The sequence below is a fragment of the Streptomyces sp. NPDC055400 genome (assembly GCF_053644375.1).
Genome location: NZ_JBSHLM010000008.1, coordinates 76,174 through 90,956, shown reverse-complemented (window position 1 = coordinate 90,956; position 14,783 = coordinate 76,174). Strand labels below are relative to the sequence as shown.

Genomic DNA, 14,783 nt, shown 5'->3' with positions numbered 1-14,783 from the left:
GGGGGGGGCGTGCATCCCTGTCCCTGCGTCTCCGGCCGGGGGGGGTGCGGCCGGTCTCTGGGGCCCGCGCGCGCCCGGCGGGGCCCCCGGGGGCCCCCCCGCCCCGCGACCCCGCTCAGCGCCGTCACCACGCCTTGGCCTCCGGCGGAGCGGCCCAGCCCTGCGGGGGAACGGGCGGCTGCTGCTCCCGCTCCATGACCCCCCGCCGCCGGATCTTGTTGAGCACCCACACGTTCCCCAGGTGCATGACCCCCAGCACCAGGAGCACCACGCCGAGCTTCGTCGACAGGGCCTCGAAGATGCCGCGGGTGTCGGCGATCTCGTCGTCCCCGCTCAGGTAGAGCGCCACGAAGCCGAGGTTGACGAGGTAGAAGCCGACCACCAGCAGGTGGTTGACGGCCTCCGCGAGCTTCTCGTTCCCGTGCAGCACGTCGGCGAGGAAGATCCTCCCGTTACGGCTCAGGGTGCGCGCCACCCAGACGGTCAGGCTGATGCTGACGACGAGGTAGACGACGTATGCGACGACTGTGAGGTCCATTCCCCACCCCTCCTTGAACGCGTTCAAAAACGCTGTCGAGAAGGACTGTAGACCTGTTTTTGAACATGTTCAAGCGAGGGTCGGCCGTCGGGAACCGGTGAACCCGGACGTCAACTCCGTGCCAGTTCGGGCCGCTTGAGATAGTCCGTGAGGCCGATGACGTTGCCCCATGGATCCGCGATCTCCACGACGTGACCGGTGGAGGTGGAGAACGGCGGGTCGACCGGCGGGATCCCGGCCTCCGTCAGCGCGCGGGCCGCCGCCTTCGCGTCGCGCACCTCCAGCCATACACGCGGCCCCGGCCACGGAGGAGGCCGGCGGCCGAAGTCCTCCTCCGCGCGCAGCAGTACGCCGGGCGTCTCCTTACCGGCTTCGAGAAGGGCGATCCCGGCCTCGTCGAGGCGGAACTTCACGCGGAAGCCGGCCCGCTCGTAGAAGGAGACCGCCTCGCCGAGATCGCCGACGGGGAACAGCACGTTGTCGAAGCCGAGCAGCTCAAGCTCAAGTGACATACCGTCACATTAGCCATGATCAGCGCGAACCGGACAGCACATCGTCAGCGGCGGATACGTGGCGCGCCGGTCACGGAGGTCATCAGGCAGTACAGGGACGTCGTCGCGGTGATGAAGAGGATGTTGTTCTTGGGGCCGCCGAACGCGACGTTGGAGACCGGCTCCGGGACGTTGATGCGGCCGATCCGCGTGCCGTCCGGGTCGTAGCAGTGCACGCCGCCGTGCATGGCGGCGGCCCACAGCCGCCCGCCGTCGTCGAAGCGGATGTTGTCGAAGCGGCCGTCGTCGCCGCTGGTCTCGGCGAAGACCTTGCCGTCACTCAGGCTCTCGCCGTCGTCGAGGACGTCGAAGACGCGGATGCATCCGGCCCGGGTGTCCGAGACGTACAACTGGCGCTCGTCGGGCGAGAAGACGAGGCCGTTCGGCGCCCCGAAGCCGTCGGCCACCTGGTGCACCTCGCCGGTGGCGGGGTCGATCCGGTAGACGTTGTCGGCGCCGATCTCGGACTCGGCGCGGAAGCCCTCGTAGTCGCTGGTGATCCCGAAGTCCGGGTCGGAGAACCAGATCGAGCCGTCCGAGCGGACCACCGCGTCGTTCGGGCTGTTGAGCCGCTTGCCCTCGAAGCGGTCGGCGAGGACGGTGATGCGCCCGTCGGCCTCGGTGCGGGTGACGCGACGGCCGCCCTGCTCCGCGCTGATGAGGCGCCCCTCGCGGTCGAGGGTGTTGCCGTTGGTGTGTCCGGCGGGATCGCGGAAGAGGCTGACCGCGCCGGTCGCCTCGTCCCAGCGCAGCAGGCGGTCGTTCGGGATGTCGCTCCAGATGAGCTGGCGCCAGGCGGGCAGGTAGACGGGGCCTTCGGCCCAACGGCTGCCGGTGTGCAGGGTGGTGAGACTGTCATCCCCGAAGGCGCACCGTCCGGTACGGAAGCGCTCGTCCAGAATCTCGTACACGCTGGGCTGGTTCTGGCCAGACATGGTTAGCCCCCAAGAACTGTAGACCGAATGACGTCCTGTCGTATGGGACTATGGCAGAACGGGATATGGTTACGCCATGGTCGGCCGAGCGGGAGTGGATCACAGTGGCAGTGGATGACATCGACCGGAAGCTGGTCGCGCTCCTCCAGCACGACGCGACGACGGCGTACGCGGCGCTCGGCAAGGAGGTCGGCCTCTCGGCGGGCGCGGCCCACGAGCGGGTGCGCAAACTGCGTGAGCGGGGCGTGATCCGGCGGACGACCGTCGACGTGGACCCGGCCGCGCTCGGGCAGGGGGTGCTCGCGTTCGTGATGGTCGAGTCGTCGTCGTGGATGGGCGAGTCGGCCGGGCAGTTCGCCGCGATCCCCGAGATCCAGGAGGCGCACGTGATCGCCGGCAGCGCGTCGGTCCTGGTGAAGGTGCGAACGGAGACGACGCAGCAACTCCAGGACGTGCTGCGGCGGTTGTACGCGATCGAGGGCGTCAGCGGTACGCAGGCGACGGTGGCCCTGGAGACGTTCTTCGAGCGGCCGGTCGCCACGTGACGCACCGAGGGCCCCGCCCCGGTGCGAAACCGGGGCGGGGCCCTCAGGGATGTACGAGATGTACGACCGGGAAGGTCAGTAGCGGCGCGTGATCAGCGCGCGCTTGACTTCCTGGATCGCCTTGGTGACCTCGATACCGCGCGGGCAGGCGTCCGTGCAGTTGAACGTCGTGCGGCAGCGCCACACGCCGTCCTTGTCGTTGAGGATCTCCAGGCGCTGCTCGCCCGCCTCGTCACGCGAGTCGAAGATGAAGCGGTGCGCGTTGACGATCGCGGCCGGGCCGAAGTACTGGCCGTCGTTCCAGAACACCGGGCACGAGGACGTGCACGCGGCGCACAGGATGCACTTGGTCGTGTCGTCGAAGCGCTCGCGGTCCTCGGCGGACTGCAGACGCTCGCGCGTCGGCTCGTTGCCCGTCGTGACCAGGAACGGCATGACGTCCCGGTAGGCCTGGAAGAACGGGTCCATGTCGACCACGAGGTCCTTGAGGACCGTGAGGCCCTTGATGGCCTCGACCGTGATCGGCTTCTCCGGGCTGATGTCCTTGATCAGCGTCTTGCAGGCCAGGCGGTTGCGGCCGTTGATGCGCATGGCATCCGAGCCGCAGATGCCGTGCGCGCAGGAGCGCCGGAAGGTCAGCGAGCCGTCGAGCTCCCACTTGATCTTGTGGAGGGCGTCGAGGACACGCTCCTTCGGATCGATGTCGAGCTGGAAGTCCTCCCAGACCGCGTCCGCGGAGACCTCCGGGTTGAACCGGCGGATGCGGAAGGTGACCGTGATGAGGTGCGAGCCGTTGTCCGCCTCGAGAGCCTCGAGCTTGTCCATGGTCGGGGTAGCCATCAGTACTTACGCTCCATCGGCTGGTAGCGGGTCTGGACGACCGGCTTGTAGTCCAGACGGATGGACTCGGAGCCGTCGTCGCCGACCTCGCGGTACGCCATGGTGTGGCGCATGAAGTTGACGTCGTCGCGGTTCGGGAAGTCCTCGCGGTAGTGGCCGCCGCGGGACTCCTTGCGCGCCAGGGCGGAGGTCGCCATGACCTCGGCCAGGTCGAGCAGGTTGCCCAGCTCGATGGCCTCCAGGAGGTCGGTGTTGAACCGCTTGCCCTTGTCCTGGATCGAGACGTTCTTGTACCGCTCGCGCAGCTCGGCGATCTTCTCGACGGCCGTCTTGATCGTCTGCTCGGTGCGGAACACCATCACGTTGGCGTCCATGCACTCCTGGAGCTCGTTGCGGATCACCGCGACGCGCTCCGTTCCCGTGGAGTTGCGCAGCCGCTCGACCTGCTCGACGACCAGCGATGCCGGGTCCTCGGGCAGCTCGACGTAGTCGGCCTTCTCGGAGTACTCGGCGGCCGCGATGCCCGCACGACGCCCGAAGACGTTGATGTCGAGCAGCGAGTTGGTGCCGAGGCGGTTGGCGCCGTGCACGGAGACGCAGGCGACCTCGCCGGCGGCGTACAGACCGGGGACGACGGTGGTGTTGTCCGACAGGACCTCACCCTCGACGTTCGTCGGGATGCCGCCCATGGCGTAGTGCGCGGTCGGCTGGATCGGGATCGGGTCCGTGTAGGGCTCGATGCCGAGGTACGTGCGCGCGAACTCCGTGATGTCCGGGAGCTTGGCGTCGAGCTGCTCCGGCGGGAGGTGCGTGAGGTCGAGGTAGACGTGGTCGCCCTCGGGACCGCAGCCGCGGCCCTCACGGATCTCCGTGTAGATGGAGCGGGACACGACGTCACGGGACGCGAGGTCCTTCATGACGGGCGCGTACTTCTCCATGAAGCGCTCGCCGTCCTTGTTGCGGAGGATGCCGCCCTCACCGCGGGCGCCCTCCGTGAGAAGGATGCCCATGCGCCAGATGCCGGTCGGGTGGAACTGGAAGAACTCCATGTCCTCCAGCGGCAGACCGCGCCGGTAGCAGGCCGCCTGGCCGTCACCGGTCAGGGTGTGCGCGTTCGACGTCACCTTGAAGAACTTGCCGGTGCCGCCCGAGGCGTAGATGACCGACTTGGCCTGGAAGACGTGGATCTCGCCGGTCGCCAGCTCGTACGCGACGACACCGGCGGAGTGCTTGACGCCGTCGACCTCGGTGATGAGCTGGTCCAGGACGTAGAACTCGTTGAAGAACTCCACGCCCTCCTTCACGCAGTTCTGATACAGCGTCTGAAGGATCATGTGGCCGGTGCGGTCCGCGGCGTAGCAGGACCGGCGGACCGGGGCCTCGCCGTGGTTGCGCGAGTGGCCGCCGAAGCGGCGCTGGTCGATGGTGCCGTCCGGGGTGCGGTTGAACGGCAGGCCCATCTTCTCCAGGTCGAGGACGGAGTCGATGGCCTCCTTCGCGAGGATCTCGGCGGCGTCCTGGTCGACCAGGTAGTCACCGCCCTTGATCGTGTCGAAGGTGTGCCACTCCCAGTTGTCCTCCTCCACGTTGGCGAGCGCGGCGGCCATGCCGCCCTGCGCCGCGCCCGTGTGGGAGCGGGTGGGGTAGAGCTTCGTCAGGACCGCGGTGCGGCTGCGCTTCGTCGACTCGATGGCCGCGCGCATGCCCGCGCCGCCGGCGCCGACGATGACGGTGTCGTACTTGTGGATCTTCATGAGTGGTTGCCTCAGCCCCGTGCCTATCGGATGTTCGGGTCGAAGGTGAAGATCACCAGCGTGCCCAGCAGGATCGTGAACACCGTGGCGGTGTACAGGAGGCCCTTCAGCCACAGGCGCGTGTTCGGGCGCTCGGCGTAGTCGTTGATGACCGTGCGCAGTCCGTTGGCGCCGTGCAGCATCGCGAGCCACAGCATCAGGAGGTCCCAGCCCTGCCAGAACGGCGAGGCCCAGCGGCCCGCGACGAACGCGAAGCCGATCTTGCTCACGCCGCCGTCGAGGACGAGCTGGATGAGCAGGTGGCCGAGGACCAGGACGACGAGGACGACGCCGGACAGGCGCATGAACAGCCATGCGGCCATCTCGAAGTTGCCGCGCGTCGAGCGCGGGGTCTTCGAGGTGCGCTTGCGGGGGGCCTCGATGAGGGGCGCCGGGTTGTCTACGTCGTAGAGGGCGACGCCCTCGACGGGTCCGACTCCGGGCGTCTTCGCAGGGGTGGTGTCAGCAGACATGTCTGGCGTCAGCTCCCGAAGAGTTCACGGACGGCGTGGCCGAGGACCGGGTACAGCGCGCCCACCATCAGCACGACCCAGATGCCGACGACGGTCCAGAGCATCTGCTTCTGGTAGCGCGGGCCCTTCGACCAGAAGTCGACGGCGATGACACGCAGGCCGTTGAGCGCGTGGAAGAGGATGGCGGCGACGAGGCCGTACTCGAGGAGCGCGACGATCGGCGTCTTGTAGGTGGAAACGACGTCGTCGTACGACTCGGGGGAGACGCGGACGAGAGCGGTGTCCAGGACGTGTACGAACAGGAAGAAGAAAATGAGGACACCGGTGACTCGATGAGCCACCCACGACCACATGCCTTCCCGGCCGCGGTACAGCGTTCCAGCCGGCACGGAAGAACCCTCCGGGAGCGGGGATTGGGGCCGCGCCGCCAGTCTTCTCGCTAAAAAAGAAACTGCTCTGTCGGTCGGGCCCGGCCGGGTACGGTCCACCGGCCGCTCGTCATCGTATCGACGAGTTGTCGGCTCGCTCGCCCGGGGGCCGCCGGTGTGATCAAACAGGCAATCAAACAGCCACGTACGGGCTATCGGACGCGCTGTCGGGGCGCCCGGAATCCGCTGATTCCTGCGGGTCTATCGCCTCCTGGGGCTCTGTCCGGGCATCGAGCGACCGCACGAGCCGGGCGAGTCGTCCCCGGGCGAGTCGTCGCAGCTCGTCCCAGGACAGGACGCGCTCCTCCTCGGGATCGTTGCCAAGGCGTGACCGGATTCCGGCCAGGAGCTGATCCAGGGCCTCGCGGGGCCCGTAGCCGTCGAGGCAGATCACGAACGCGTGACCGAACCGGCTCTCGTACGCGCTGTGCGCGGCGCCGAGCGCGGTGTACGCGACGGAGTACGAGCCGTGCGGGGCCAGGGGGAGCGACTCGCGGGACAGGGCCTCGTCGAGGTCGGCGGGAGCGAAGTCGTAGACCGCCTCGTCGGCGGCGGCGAGCAGGGCGCCGAGGTCCGGGTAGGGCCGGTGCGCGACGAGGCGGCGGGTCCATTGGAGTGAACCGCAGCAGGCCAGGAGGGCGCGCTCGGCCTCGGTCGCGGGCAGCGCGTTGAACCGCGCGAGCCCGTGCGGGGACGACTGCACGGGCGACGAATGCCCTGGTGAGGACTGCACCGGTATGGCGGCATGCCCGGGGAGGCGGGAGAAACGATGCGAAGGCAGCGTGTGCTCCTCGGCGAGACGTGGGACGTGACTGGCCTGACACTGGGACGAGACGTGAGTCAGGAGTGCCACGGGACATGTGGTGAGGGTGTGACGGATATGCGTACACGCTAGCGATCCGTGCCAGGAGCTGTCTGGCGGATGCACCGATTTCACCCGGACGGGAGAGTTTGGGGCGCGTGGTGGACGGGGGGCCTGGGGAACGGGACCGTACGGTCGCCTCCTAGGACGCGGAATTCGATCTCGAGGTTGCTGTCGAAACCGGAAGGCGGGCACTGATGGGTACGCGGAGTCGATCGAGGTCCGGCGCGGGAGCCGTCACGGCGGGGACGGTCGCGCTGACCCTGGTCCTCGCCGGCTGCGCCGGTGACGGGGGCGGCACCAGCGCCACCCGTGCCGAGCGCCCCTCCGAAGGAAGGACCGCGTCCCCCTCCCCGGCCTCGGCGAAGCCCTCGCCCTCGAAGTCGTACCCCCTGTCGAAAACCCCGCAGACCATCCCCTCCGTGCGCGAGCACACGGCGGCGCGCGGGCCCGGGTGGCGCCCCGGCGGCGGCCGTGTCGTCATCGGGGACGCGAAGCTCTCCGACGAGGGCAAGCTCATCGCCGGCGAGCTGAAGCTGAAGTACGCGGGCAAGGTCGAGGCCGGCGCCGGTGACGTGGAGCTGGCGCTCGGCGGGAGCGGGAACCCGGAGTCGTACACGATGACCGTGAAGGACGACCGGGTGCGGATCGTGGGGCCGGGTGACGCGGGCGTCTTCTACGGCACGCGCACGCTCAAGCAGGAAGTGCACGGCGGGGGGACCGCGTCGGAGGGCGTGGTGAGGGACGCGCCGGCGAAGCCGCAGCGCGGATTCATGCTGGACATCGCGCGCAAGCCCTTCACGACCGCGTGGATCAAGGACCGGATCCGGGAGATCGGCGACCTGAAGTACAACCAGTTCGGTCTGCACTTCTCCGACGACCAGGCCTTCCGCATCCAGTCGGACTCGCACCCCGAGATCGTCTCGCCCGACCACCTCACCAAGGCGCAGGTCCGCGAGATCGTCTCGCTCGCCGCCGAGCGGCACATCACCGTGGTCCCCGAGATCGACTCGCCGGGACACCTCGGTGCGGTGATCAACGCGCACCCCCAGCTCCAGCTGCGGAACACGGCAGGTGTCGCCACGCGCGGCGCCGTCGACATCTCGAACCCCGAGTCGGCGAAGATCGTCGACGATCTGCTGCGTGAGTTCGCTCCCCTCTTCCCGGGCGCGTTCTGGCACCTGGGCGGCGACGAGTACCAGGCCCTGACGGTGAAGAACCCCGAGGCGTCCTTCCCGCAGCTCGCGGCCGCCGCCCGGAAGAAGTACGGGGCGAACGCGACGGTCGAGGACCTCGCGACGGGCTGGCTGAACGACCGGGCCGCCACGATGAAGCCGTTCGACCGCTCCCTCAAGGCGTGGAACGACGGGTTCTTCCGGGGCGGGGTCGTCCAGGCCGACAAGAGCCTCGAGGTCGCCTACTGGACCGGCAAGGAGATCGGGGCGCGCCCGCCGGAGGAGTACCTGGCCGAGGGCCGCAAGATGACGAACTACAACGACGAGTTCCTCTACTACGTCCTCGGCCAGCCCAACGACTTCGTGTACCCGACCGGGCAGCGGATCTACGAGAGCTGGACCCCGCTCGTCGTGCGCGGCACGACGCCGGTGCCCCAGAAGTACGACAGCCAGATCCTGGGCGGCACGTTCGCCGTGTGGTGCGACCTCGCGAACGCGCAGACGCAGGCGCAGGTCGCGCAGGGCATCCGCATGCCGCTGCGGGCGACGATCCAGAAGCTCTGGTACCCGGGCAAGCCTCCGCTGACGTGGCCGCAGTTCGTGGCGCTCGCGAACCGGCTGGGGTCCTGAGCGGCTGAGCAGTCGGTTTCCGAGCGGGCTGAGCGGTAGACAGCGCGGTGGCCTGAACCGTATGTTCCGCTGGGCGGTGACCGACGCGCTCTGGGGAGATGCGCGCGACCGGCTCACCTTGAACCCGTGGGGGGTCCGTCGTGTCCACAAGTTCTGCTGTGCTCAAGTCGCCGGTCGGCGTCGCGAAGGCTGTCGTCGTCCTGCTGGGAGTGACGGCCGCGATCGACCTGTTCGCGCTGTGGGTGGGGTTCGAGCAGCGCAGTCTCGCCGCGGACTTCGTGGCCGGGCACTTCTCGGCGGGCAGTGAGGCGGACGCCGACCGCATCGACTCGCTGTACGGGGCGGCGGGCGTCGCGCAGATCTGTGTGCTGGTGGCGACCGCGGTCGTCTTCATCGTGTGGTTCCGGCGGGTGCGCGTCAACGCCGAGGTGTTCCGGCCCGACGGGCACAGCAGGTCGCGTGGCTGGGCCTCGTGGGGCTGGTTCGTGCCCTTCGTGAACCTGTGGGCGCCGCGCCAGGTCGCGACCGACACCTGGGACGCCAGCGTTCCGGAGGCGGGCCTGATCCCGCAGAAGCACTCGCACACCGTCATCAACTGCTGGTGGACGCTGTGGCTGGTGAGCAATGTCATCGGCGGCATCGCGGGCAGCCAGTACGACAAGGCCGAGGACATCGGCGAGATCAAGACGGCCACGGAGATGCTGATGCTCTCCGACGCGCTCGACATCGCCGCCGTCGTCGCGGCCGTCATGTTCGTCCGCTCCCTGACCCGCATGCAGAACGAGAAGGCACTTCGCGGGCCCGCGCCCGAGCACGGGCCCCTCGGCCAGGATCCGGCGTAATCCCCGGATTCGGGTTTTCGCTGGCGCGTTCACGGATGGCTGTGGTGTATTCGGCCCGAGCCGAGATCAGCCGTTTTTCGAAGGCACCGGGGGGACACCGGCATGGGTTACTGGGGCTATTACGTCGTGGCCAGGAGCGAGCGGCCGCTCGCCGAACTCGCCGCGCTGGGCGGGGCGCGCGACGCGCTCACCCTCCTGGAGCGGCGGGCCGACGGCTGGCAGGTCTGGGAGTGCCCGGACGGCGGGGAGCGGCGCCACGACATCGGCAGCATGAACGCGCTGGCCGCCGAGACCGGCGCGCCCGCCCTGTTCGGCTACGTCATGGACAGCGACTGCGTCGTCATCGAGGCGGCCGCGCCGCAGAGCGGCGCGTGGACGACGTGTCTGGCGCGCGACGCCATGGCCGGATACCTCTCCGCGGACGAACTGACCCTGGAGGACTACTTCCTGGAGCCCGCGGACGCCGCGCGGCGCGCGGTCGCGTGGGCGCAGGAGTGCGGCCGCACCGTCGAGCCGGGGCCGCTCGCCGACGTCCTGGGCCAGGACCCCGACCCGTTCGCCGAGCCGCTCTTCTTCCGCTTCCTGGACCGGCTCGGCGTCGCGCCGCTGTGACGTTCCTGCGCCCCGGCACGCAGAGATCCCCGTAGGGACGAAGTGCCGGGTGGGCAGGGAAAGGGCGTACTTCATGAGCCTGGTGGAGCTGATCGCGCAGGCCGACGAGCGGGGTCTCGCGGCCAGCGGTCTCGCCTGTCTCGACCGCTGCGTGCCGCTGCTGGGCGCCGAGGACGACGAGGCGCTGCGCCCGCTGTGGGGAAGCCTCGCCGCGGGCGGCCCGGAGTGGGGCGAGTGCCTGGCGCAGGCGCGGGCCGCGTTCCCGGCCGGGCAGCCGGACGACGACGCGGACGAGGCGTCCGGGCTCGCCCGGCGCATGCTGGCCGCCGTGCCGAGCACCCCGTCATCGCCCGAGCTGCGCGAGTGGGCCGACGCCTGCTCGGTCGGCGCGCTCCAGATCCACCGCATGCTGGACACGATGGACGACGGCGCGGGCTCGGTGCGGTCCCGGCGCGAGGGCAGCACGGACGGCATGTCCCCGCTGGTCGCGGCCGAACTGCGGCGCCAGGTCAAGATTCTGGAGCTGCTCGCGGGCCGGGGCGCGGGCGGCCTGCGCCAGGCGCTCGACGTGTCGACGGAAGGCCGGCGCATCCTGCGGGCCGTCGTGTCGCGGCGGGCGCGGGGCCGCGTCTGATGCACGGGATCTCCGGGCCCTCCCCGCGGGCGTGGGCGGCGCTCGCGCTGCCGGTCGTGGCGGCACTCGTCGCGCTGGCCGCACACCGGGGCATGCCCGACGATCCGACGGGCCGACTCCACGTAGTACCAGGCATGTTGAAGGATGTCGCGCTGCCCGACGGCAGCACGGCGGCGCTGGCCGGGTGCGGTGCGCCGGGTCCTGTGAGGCCCGCGCCACGCGGCGAGGGCGAGCAGGCGCCCGCGCCCGCGCTCGTGCTGACCTCTTACGGGTACTCGAGTTCGGGGCCGCGCTTCGACGGTCCGGCTGCCTTCACCATCAGCGCGGTCATCGACCCGGGACCGCGGCCGCTGACGCTGACCGCGCCGGTGGGTGAGCGGCGGATCACGGTCGATGTGTACGGGCCGCACGGCGAGGGCCGCATCGCGTCGGCGCGCGGGCTGACGGCGAAGGTGACGAAGGGGGCGAAGCAGCGGTCTGTCCCGCCGGCTTCGGGCGCCTACCGCTTCACGGACGCCGGGAACCTGGATCTGGAGATCGAGCTGCCCGAACGGGCGGTCTGCCCGGGACATACGCGGGCGGACATCGGCCAGTGCGCGCCCTCGCACACGAACCGGATCGAGGACTGCCCCGTCGTCGCGGTCACGCTCACCGACGAGGCGGTCCGTGCGCGGCGCGCGCTGGTCGAGGGGGTCAAGAGCCCCGGGCGGTTCAGCGACCGGCTCGTGGCGGTGTCGTTCGAGGAGAACGCCGCCGGGGTCTGAACACCCGGATCCGACCCCGGAGCTGAACGGAACCGGGCCCGGCCGCCCCCTCCTGCGGTCGGGTCCGCTTCCGTGGAAGGTAGTGCGTAACCCATCCGGGCGCCGCGGCGCAAGTACGGGCACAAAGCAGACAGGGCTGCTTGGGCTGCCAGGGCCGAAACGGCTCTCGCCGCGCGGTTCCCGGGAGTGTCGGGAGCCGCGCGGCGAGAGGTTCTGGCGCTTGCAGAGGTGGCACGGGGTCGTACAGACGGTGTGGGTGGTGCCTACGGGGCCAGCGTGGTGCCCAGGCGGGCGCCGGTCGGGGTACCGAGCTGCGTCAGTCCGTAGTACTTGGACGTCGACAGGCCGAGTCCCGTGCTGTTGCTGGGGACGTACAGGAGCGTGCCGTTGCCGGCGTCCTCGCCCGCGGCGCCGATCACCAGGTCCGCGCGGCCGTAGCCGGACAGGTCGGCGAGGGAGACGGCGGAGCCCAGGACGTCATCGGTCTCCGTGGAGCCGGGGACGCCGGGCTCGTCCTGCGAGATCGCGAGGGCGCCGGTGCCGGTGAGACCGGTCGACGAGCCCTTGAACAGCAGCGACGTACCCGCGTTGGAACGGTTGCTGGTGCGGGTGATGTCCTCGTTCGGGGCACCGGCCAGGACGTCCGCGTAGCCGTCGGCGTTGTAGTCGCCGACCGCTACGGAGCTGCCGAGGGCGTCGCCGGACTCGGCCGCGCCCGGGACACCGCTGGTGGCCTGGTGGATCGTCTTGGCACCCGTGGCGGTCAGGCCGCCGGGCGTCGTGGACGTGATCTTCGAGCCGTAGACCGCGGTGACCTGGCCGCCCGCGTAGGCGCCGGACTCGGCGGTGTAGGGCTGGCCGATGACGATGTCGTCGACGCCGTCGCCGTTGAGGTCGCCGGAGGCGATGGAGCGGCCGCCCTTGACCGTTAGCGTGCCGGCCTTGGTCAGGCCGTTCCTGCCGCCCTTGAACCAGACGACCCGGCCGATCGAGGTCGAGTCGCGGTAGTTGAGCGCGACGTCCGCGTAGCCGTCCTGGTTGAAGTCGCCTGAAGTGGCGGCCTCGTAGGCGAGTGCCGTGTCGCCGCTGGTGATGTTGGAGCTGGACTCCTGGCCCTCGGCGTAGCGCGCGGTCCAGGTGCCGCCGGTGCCGGTGGAGGAGGCGAAGACGTCCGCCTTACCGTCGGCGTTGAAGTCGCCGACCGCCACGGCGGAGCCGTACTTGGCGCCGTTGGCGTAGAAGCCCTCGTCGAGGTTCATCTGCGCGCCGGTGTTCAGGGCCGGTCCGTACAGGATGGTGACCGCGCCGCGGTCGGCGTGCCCGGAGGTGTCGTCCTCGCCGGGCTGGCCGATCGCGAGGTCGGCGTAACCGTCACCGTTGATGTCACCCTCGGCGACGGACGCGCCCCACTGGTCGCCGGGCTCGTTCGTGCCGGGGACACCGGTGCTTGACTGGGTGAGGGTCTTCTTCGCCGTGTACACCGGCCCGTTCGTGCCGCCCGGCAGGACGGTGATGGAGCCGCCGGAGGACGCCTTGGGGGTGCCGGCGACGAGGTCGGGCAGGCCGTCGCGGGTCTTGGCCGCGGGCGCGGCGGACGAGTAGATGTCCGACGTGGCGAGGGCGTGCGAGACGCCCGGGGCCGAGGCCAGGGTCCGGATGGTGGAGAGCTGCTTGTACAGGTTGTCACCGGGGCAGAGCGTGGCGCCGGTGTCGCGGTGGCCGAAGACGCGGTCGAGGGTGATCGACTGGCCGAGCGGGATCTTGTTGTCGGACACGCCCTGGTCACCGTTGGACGTCAGCGTGACCTTGCTGTTCGCGGTGATGCCGTACTGGCCGAACTTCCAGGCGACGACGCGGGCGATCGAGTTGAGCGCCGCCTTCGTGGGCTTCGCCGACATGAAGTTGCCGATGTACGAGATGCCGACCGTGTCGGTGTTGAAGCCGTAGTCGTGGGCACCGTGCACCGGCAGGTCCATCCCGCCGCTGCGGCCCTCGAAGATCTGGCCGCACCGGTCGACGAGGAAGTTGTAGCCGATGTCGTACCAGCCCTTGGCCATGTGCTCCTGCTGGATGGTGTGCACCCGCTGGCGCGACTGCGAGCAGGGCACCGTGTTGTCGGGGTCGACACCGGTGTGGTGGATGACGGCGGCCTTGATCGAGTCGTCGTACTCGGGCGTGCCGTTGTAGTCCGTGTCGGCGCCCCACTCGGCCTGCGTGATGACCGGCGGCTTGACGACCGTCGACGGGCGGGCGGCCGGGACCGTCTCGGACGGCTCGGGCGACGCCGAAGCGCTCGACGACGGGTCGGCGGAGGCCGAGGACGACGCGGGCGCGGAGGGGGTGCCGGAGTCCGAAGGGGCCGCTGCGGGGGCGCTGCTCGCGGGGTCCGCGGACGGGGATCCGGTGGTGGCGGGCGGCGTCGTGTCCTCGGAGAACGCGGCGGGCTGCGCCGCGCCCGCGCCCTTGGCGGGGGCGAGCGTGCCCGGGTCGAGGAGCTTGACGTCCATGCCGGACGGCAGGTCGGACGCCGTGCCGTCCTTGGCCACGACCCGCACCTCGACGGCGTCGGAGTCACCGGTCCACACGGACTCGGTGCCGCCGCGGACGCCACCGCCGGCCCTGCTCTCCTTGCCGTCGGTGCCGAGCTGCTCGACCGGCATGGTCAGCCAGTCCGTCCAGTCGCCGGTCGCGACGTTGCGCGCCCGGACCTGGGCGGTCCCGTCGAGTGTGGTGTGCGGGTTCTTCCACGTGACGACGACGGCGCTGAAGCGGTCCGTCGACTTCTGCGGGACGACCTTGCGGTCCGCGCCCTTGGCGGTGAGCCCGAGCGTGTGGATCGCCGACGCCCGGCGCGGCTCATCCTGGGGAGACGCCCCGTTCCCCGGGTCGGCCATGGCGTACGTCACCACACCCGCGCCACCGAGGACGACGGCCCCCACTGTCACCCAGGCCCTGCGCTTGAGACTCAGCGGTTTGTACGCATGTGATCTGCGCGCACGCGGATTACGCGGGCTCAAATGCCCCACCCCTCGAAGAAGTTCATAAATGCCACACCCGTCACGCGGGTAGGTGCTCTATCCAGCGATCGACCATCGGGAAACGTCACTGGTTGTGCTGGTGTGCTGTAACTCACCTGGCAGTCGCCTGGAAGTCGCCCGGCG

15 protein-coding genes are annotated in these 14,783 nt (G+C 70.0%); 6 read left to right on the top strand and 9 right to left on the bottom strand.

What is annotated here, in order from left to right:
- Positions 1–124: 124 nt before the first annotated feature.
- From ACWIGU_RS21870 to ACWIGU_RS21860, 3 genes are all read right to left on the bottom strand, one after another.
- Positions 125–538 (bottom strand): hypothetical protein, encoded by a 414-nt coding sequence (locus ACWIGU_RS21870; RefSeq protein ID WP_454403237.1) that lies wholly within the window; start codon positions 536–538, stop codon positions 125–127.
- A 110-nt stretch (positions 539–648) separates the two neighbouring features.
- A complete protein-coding gene (locus ACWIGU_RS21865) occupies positions 649–1,050 on the bottom strand; it encodes a VOC family protein (protein ID WP_382515909.1) in 402 nt (133 codons plus the stop codon).
- Positions 1,051–1,094: 44 nt separating this feature from the next.
- Positions 1,095–2,024 (bottom strand): SMP-30/gluconolactonase/LRE family protein, encoded by a 930-nt coding sequence (locus ACWIGU_RS21860; protein ID WP_454403235.1) that lies wholly within the window; start codon positions 2,022–2,024, stop codon positions 1,095–1,097.
- A 110-nt stretch (positions 2,025–2,134) separates the two neighbouring features.
- Between ACWIGU_RS21860 and ACWIGU_RS21855 the strand changes: the two genes are divergently transcribed.
- Positions 2,135–2,569, top strand: coding sequence for an Lrp/AsnC family transcriptional regulator (locus ACWIGU_RS21855; protein ID WP_454403233.1), 435 nt, complete (start codon positions 2,135–2,137; stop codon positions 2,567–2,569).
- Between the two features lie 75 nt (positions 2,570–2,644).
- Here ACWIGU_RS21855 and ACWIGU_RS21850 read toward each other — a convergent pair whose 3' ends face one another.
- The 5 genes from ACWIGU_RS21850 to ACWIGU_RS21830 form a co-directional block, all read right to left on the bottom strand.
- A complete protein-coding gene (locus tag ACWIGU_RS21850) occupies positions 2,645–3,409 on the bottom strand; it encodes a succinate dehydrogenase iron-sulfur subunit (RefSeq protein WP_116510811.1) in 765 nt (254 codons plus the stop codon).
- Positions 3,409–5,163 carry a succinate dehydrogenase flavoprotein subunit gene (gene sdhA, locus ACWIGU_RS21845; RefSeq protein ID WP_454403231.1) on the bottom strand — a complete coding sequence of 585 codons (1,755 nt, stop codon included), beginning with the start codon at positions 5,161–5,163 and terminating at the stop codon, positions 3,409–3,411. Before sdhA ends, ACWIGU_RS21850 begins: the two co-directional genes overlap by 1 nt.
- A gap of 23 nt (positions 5,164–5,186) precedes the next feature.
- Entirely contained in the window at positions 5,187–5,675 is a 489-nt protein-coding gene (locus ACWIGU_RS21840; protein ID WP_454403229.1) for a succinate dehydrogenase hydrophobic membrane anchor subunit, read from the bottom strand.
- Between the two features lie 8 nt (positions 5,676–5,683).
- Positions 5,684–6,064, bottom strand: a complete 381-nt coding sequence (gene sdhC / locus ACWIGU_RS21835; protein ID WP_100594758.1) for a succinate dehydrogenase, cytochrome b556 subunit — start codon at positions 6,062–6,064, stop codon at positions 5,684–5,686.
- Between the two features lie 172 nt (positions 6,065–6,236).
- A complete protein-coding gene (locus tag ACWIGU_RS21830) occupies positions 6,237–6,806 on the bottom strand; it encodes a 2-oxo-4-hydroxy-4-carboxy-5-ureidoimidazoline decarboxylase (RefSeq protein ID WP_454403227.1) in 570 nt (189 codons plus the stop codon).
- 356 nt (positions 6,807–7,162) lie between these two features.
- Here ACWIGU_RS21830 and ACWIGU_RS21825 point away from each other — a divergent pair, with 356 nt between their 5' ends.
- From ACWIGU_RS21825 to ACWIGU_RS21805, 5 genes are all read left to right on the top strand, one after another.
- Positions 7,163–8,770: a beta-N-acetylhexosaminidase gene (locus ACWIGU_RS21825; protein WP_454403225.1), complete on the top strand. Its 1,608-nt coding sequence runs from the start codon at positions 7,163–7,165 to the stop codon at positions 8,768–8,770.
- A gap of 140 nt (positions 8,771–8,910) precedes the next feature.
- The gene (locus tag ACWIGU_RS21820) at positions 8,911–9,612 is read left to right on the top strand and encodes a DUF4328 domain-containing protein (protein WP_454403223.1); all 702 of its coding nucleotides are present in this window, start codon (positions 8,911–8,913) and stop codon (positions 9,610–9,612) included.
- 102 nt (positions 9,613–9,714) lie between these two features.
- A complete protein-coding gene (locus tag ACWIGU_RS21815) occupies positions 9,715–10,224 on the top strand; it encodes a hypothetical protein (protein WP_454403221.1) in 510 nt (169 codons plus the stop codon).
- A 73-nt stretch (positions 10,225–10,297) separates the two neighbouring features.
- On the top strand, positions 10,298–10,858 hold the full coding sequence (locus tag ACWIGU_RS21810) for a hypothetical protein (RefSeq protein ID WP_454403219.1): 561 nt from the start codon (positions 10,298–10,300) through the stop codon (positions 10,856–10,858).
- Entirely contained in the window at positions 10,858–11,622 is a 765-nt protein-coding gene (locus ACWIGU_RS21805) for a hypothetical protein (protein ID WP_454403217.1), read from the top strand. The genes ACWIGU_RS21810 and ACWIGU_RS21805 overlap by 1 nt, the downstream gene beginning before the upstream one ends.
- Before the next feature lie 263 nt (positions 11,623–11,885).
- Here the strand turns inward: ACWIGU_RS21805 and ACWIGU_RS21800 are convergent, their stop codons facing one another.
- Positions 11,886–14,567, bottom strand: coding sequence for an FG-GAP-like repeat-containing protein (locus ACWIGU_RS21800; protein ID WP_454403215.1), 2,682 nt, complete (start codon positions 14,565–14,567; stop codon positions 11,886–11,888).
- Between the last annotated feature and the right edge of the window lie 216 nt (positions 14,568–14,783).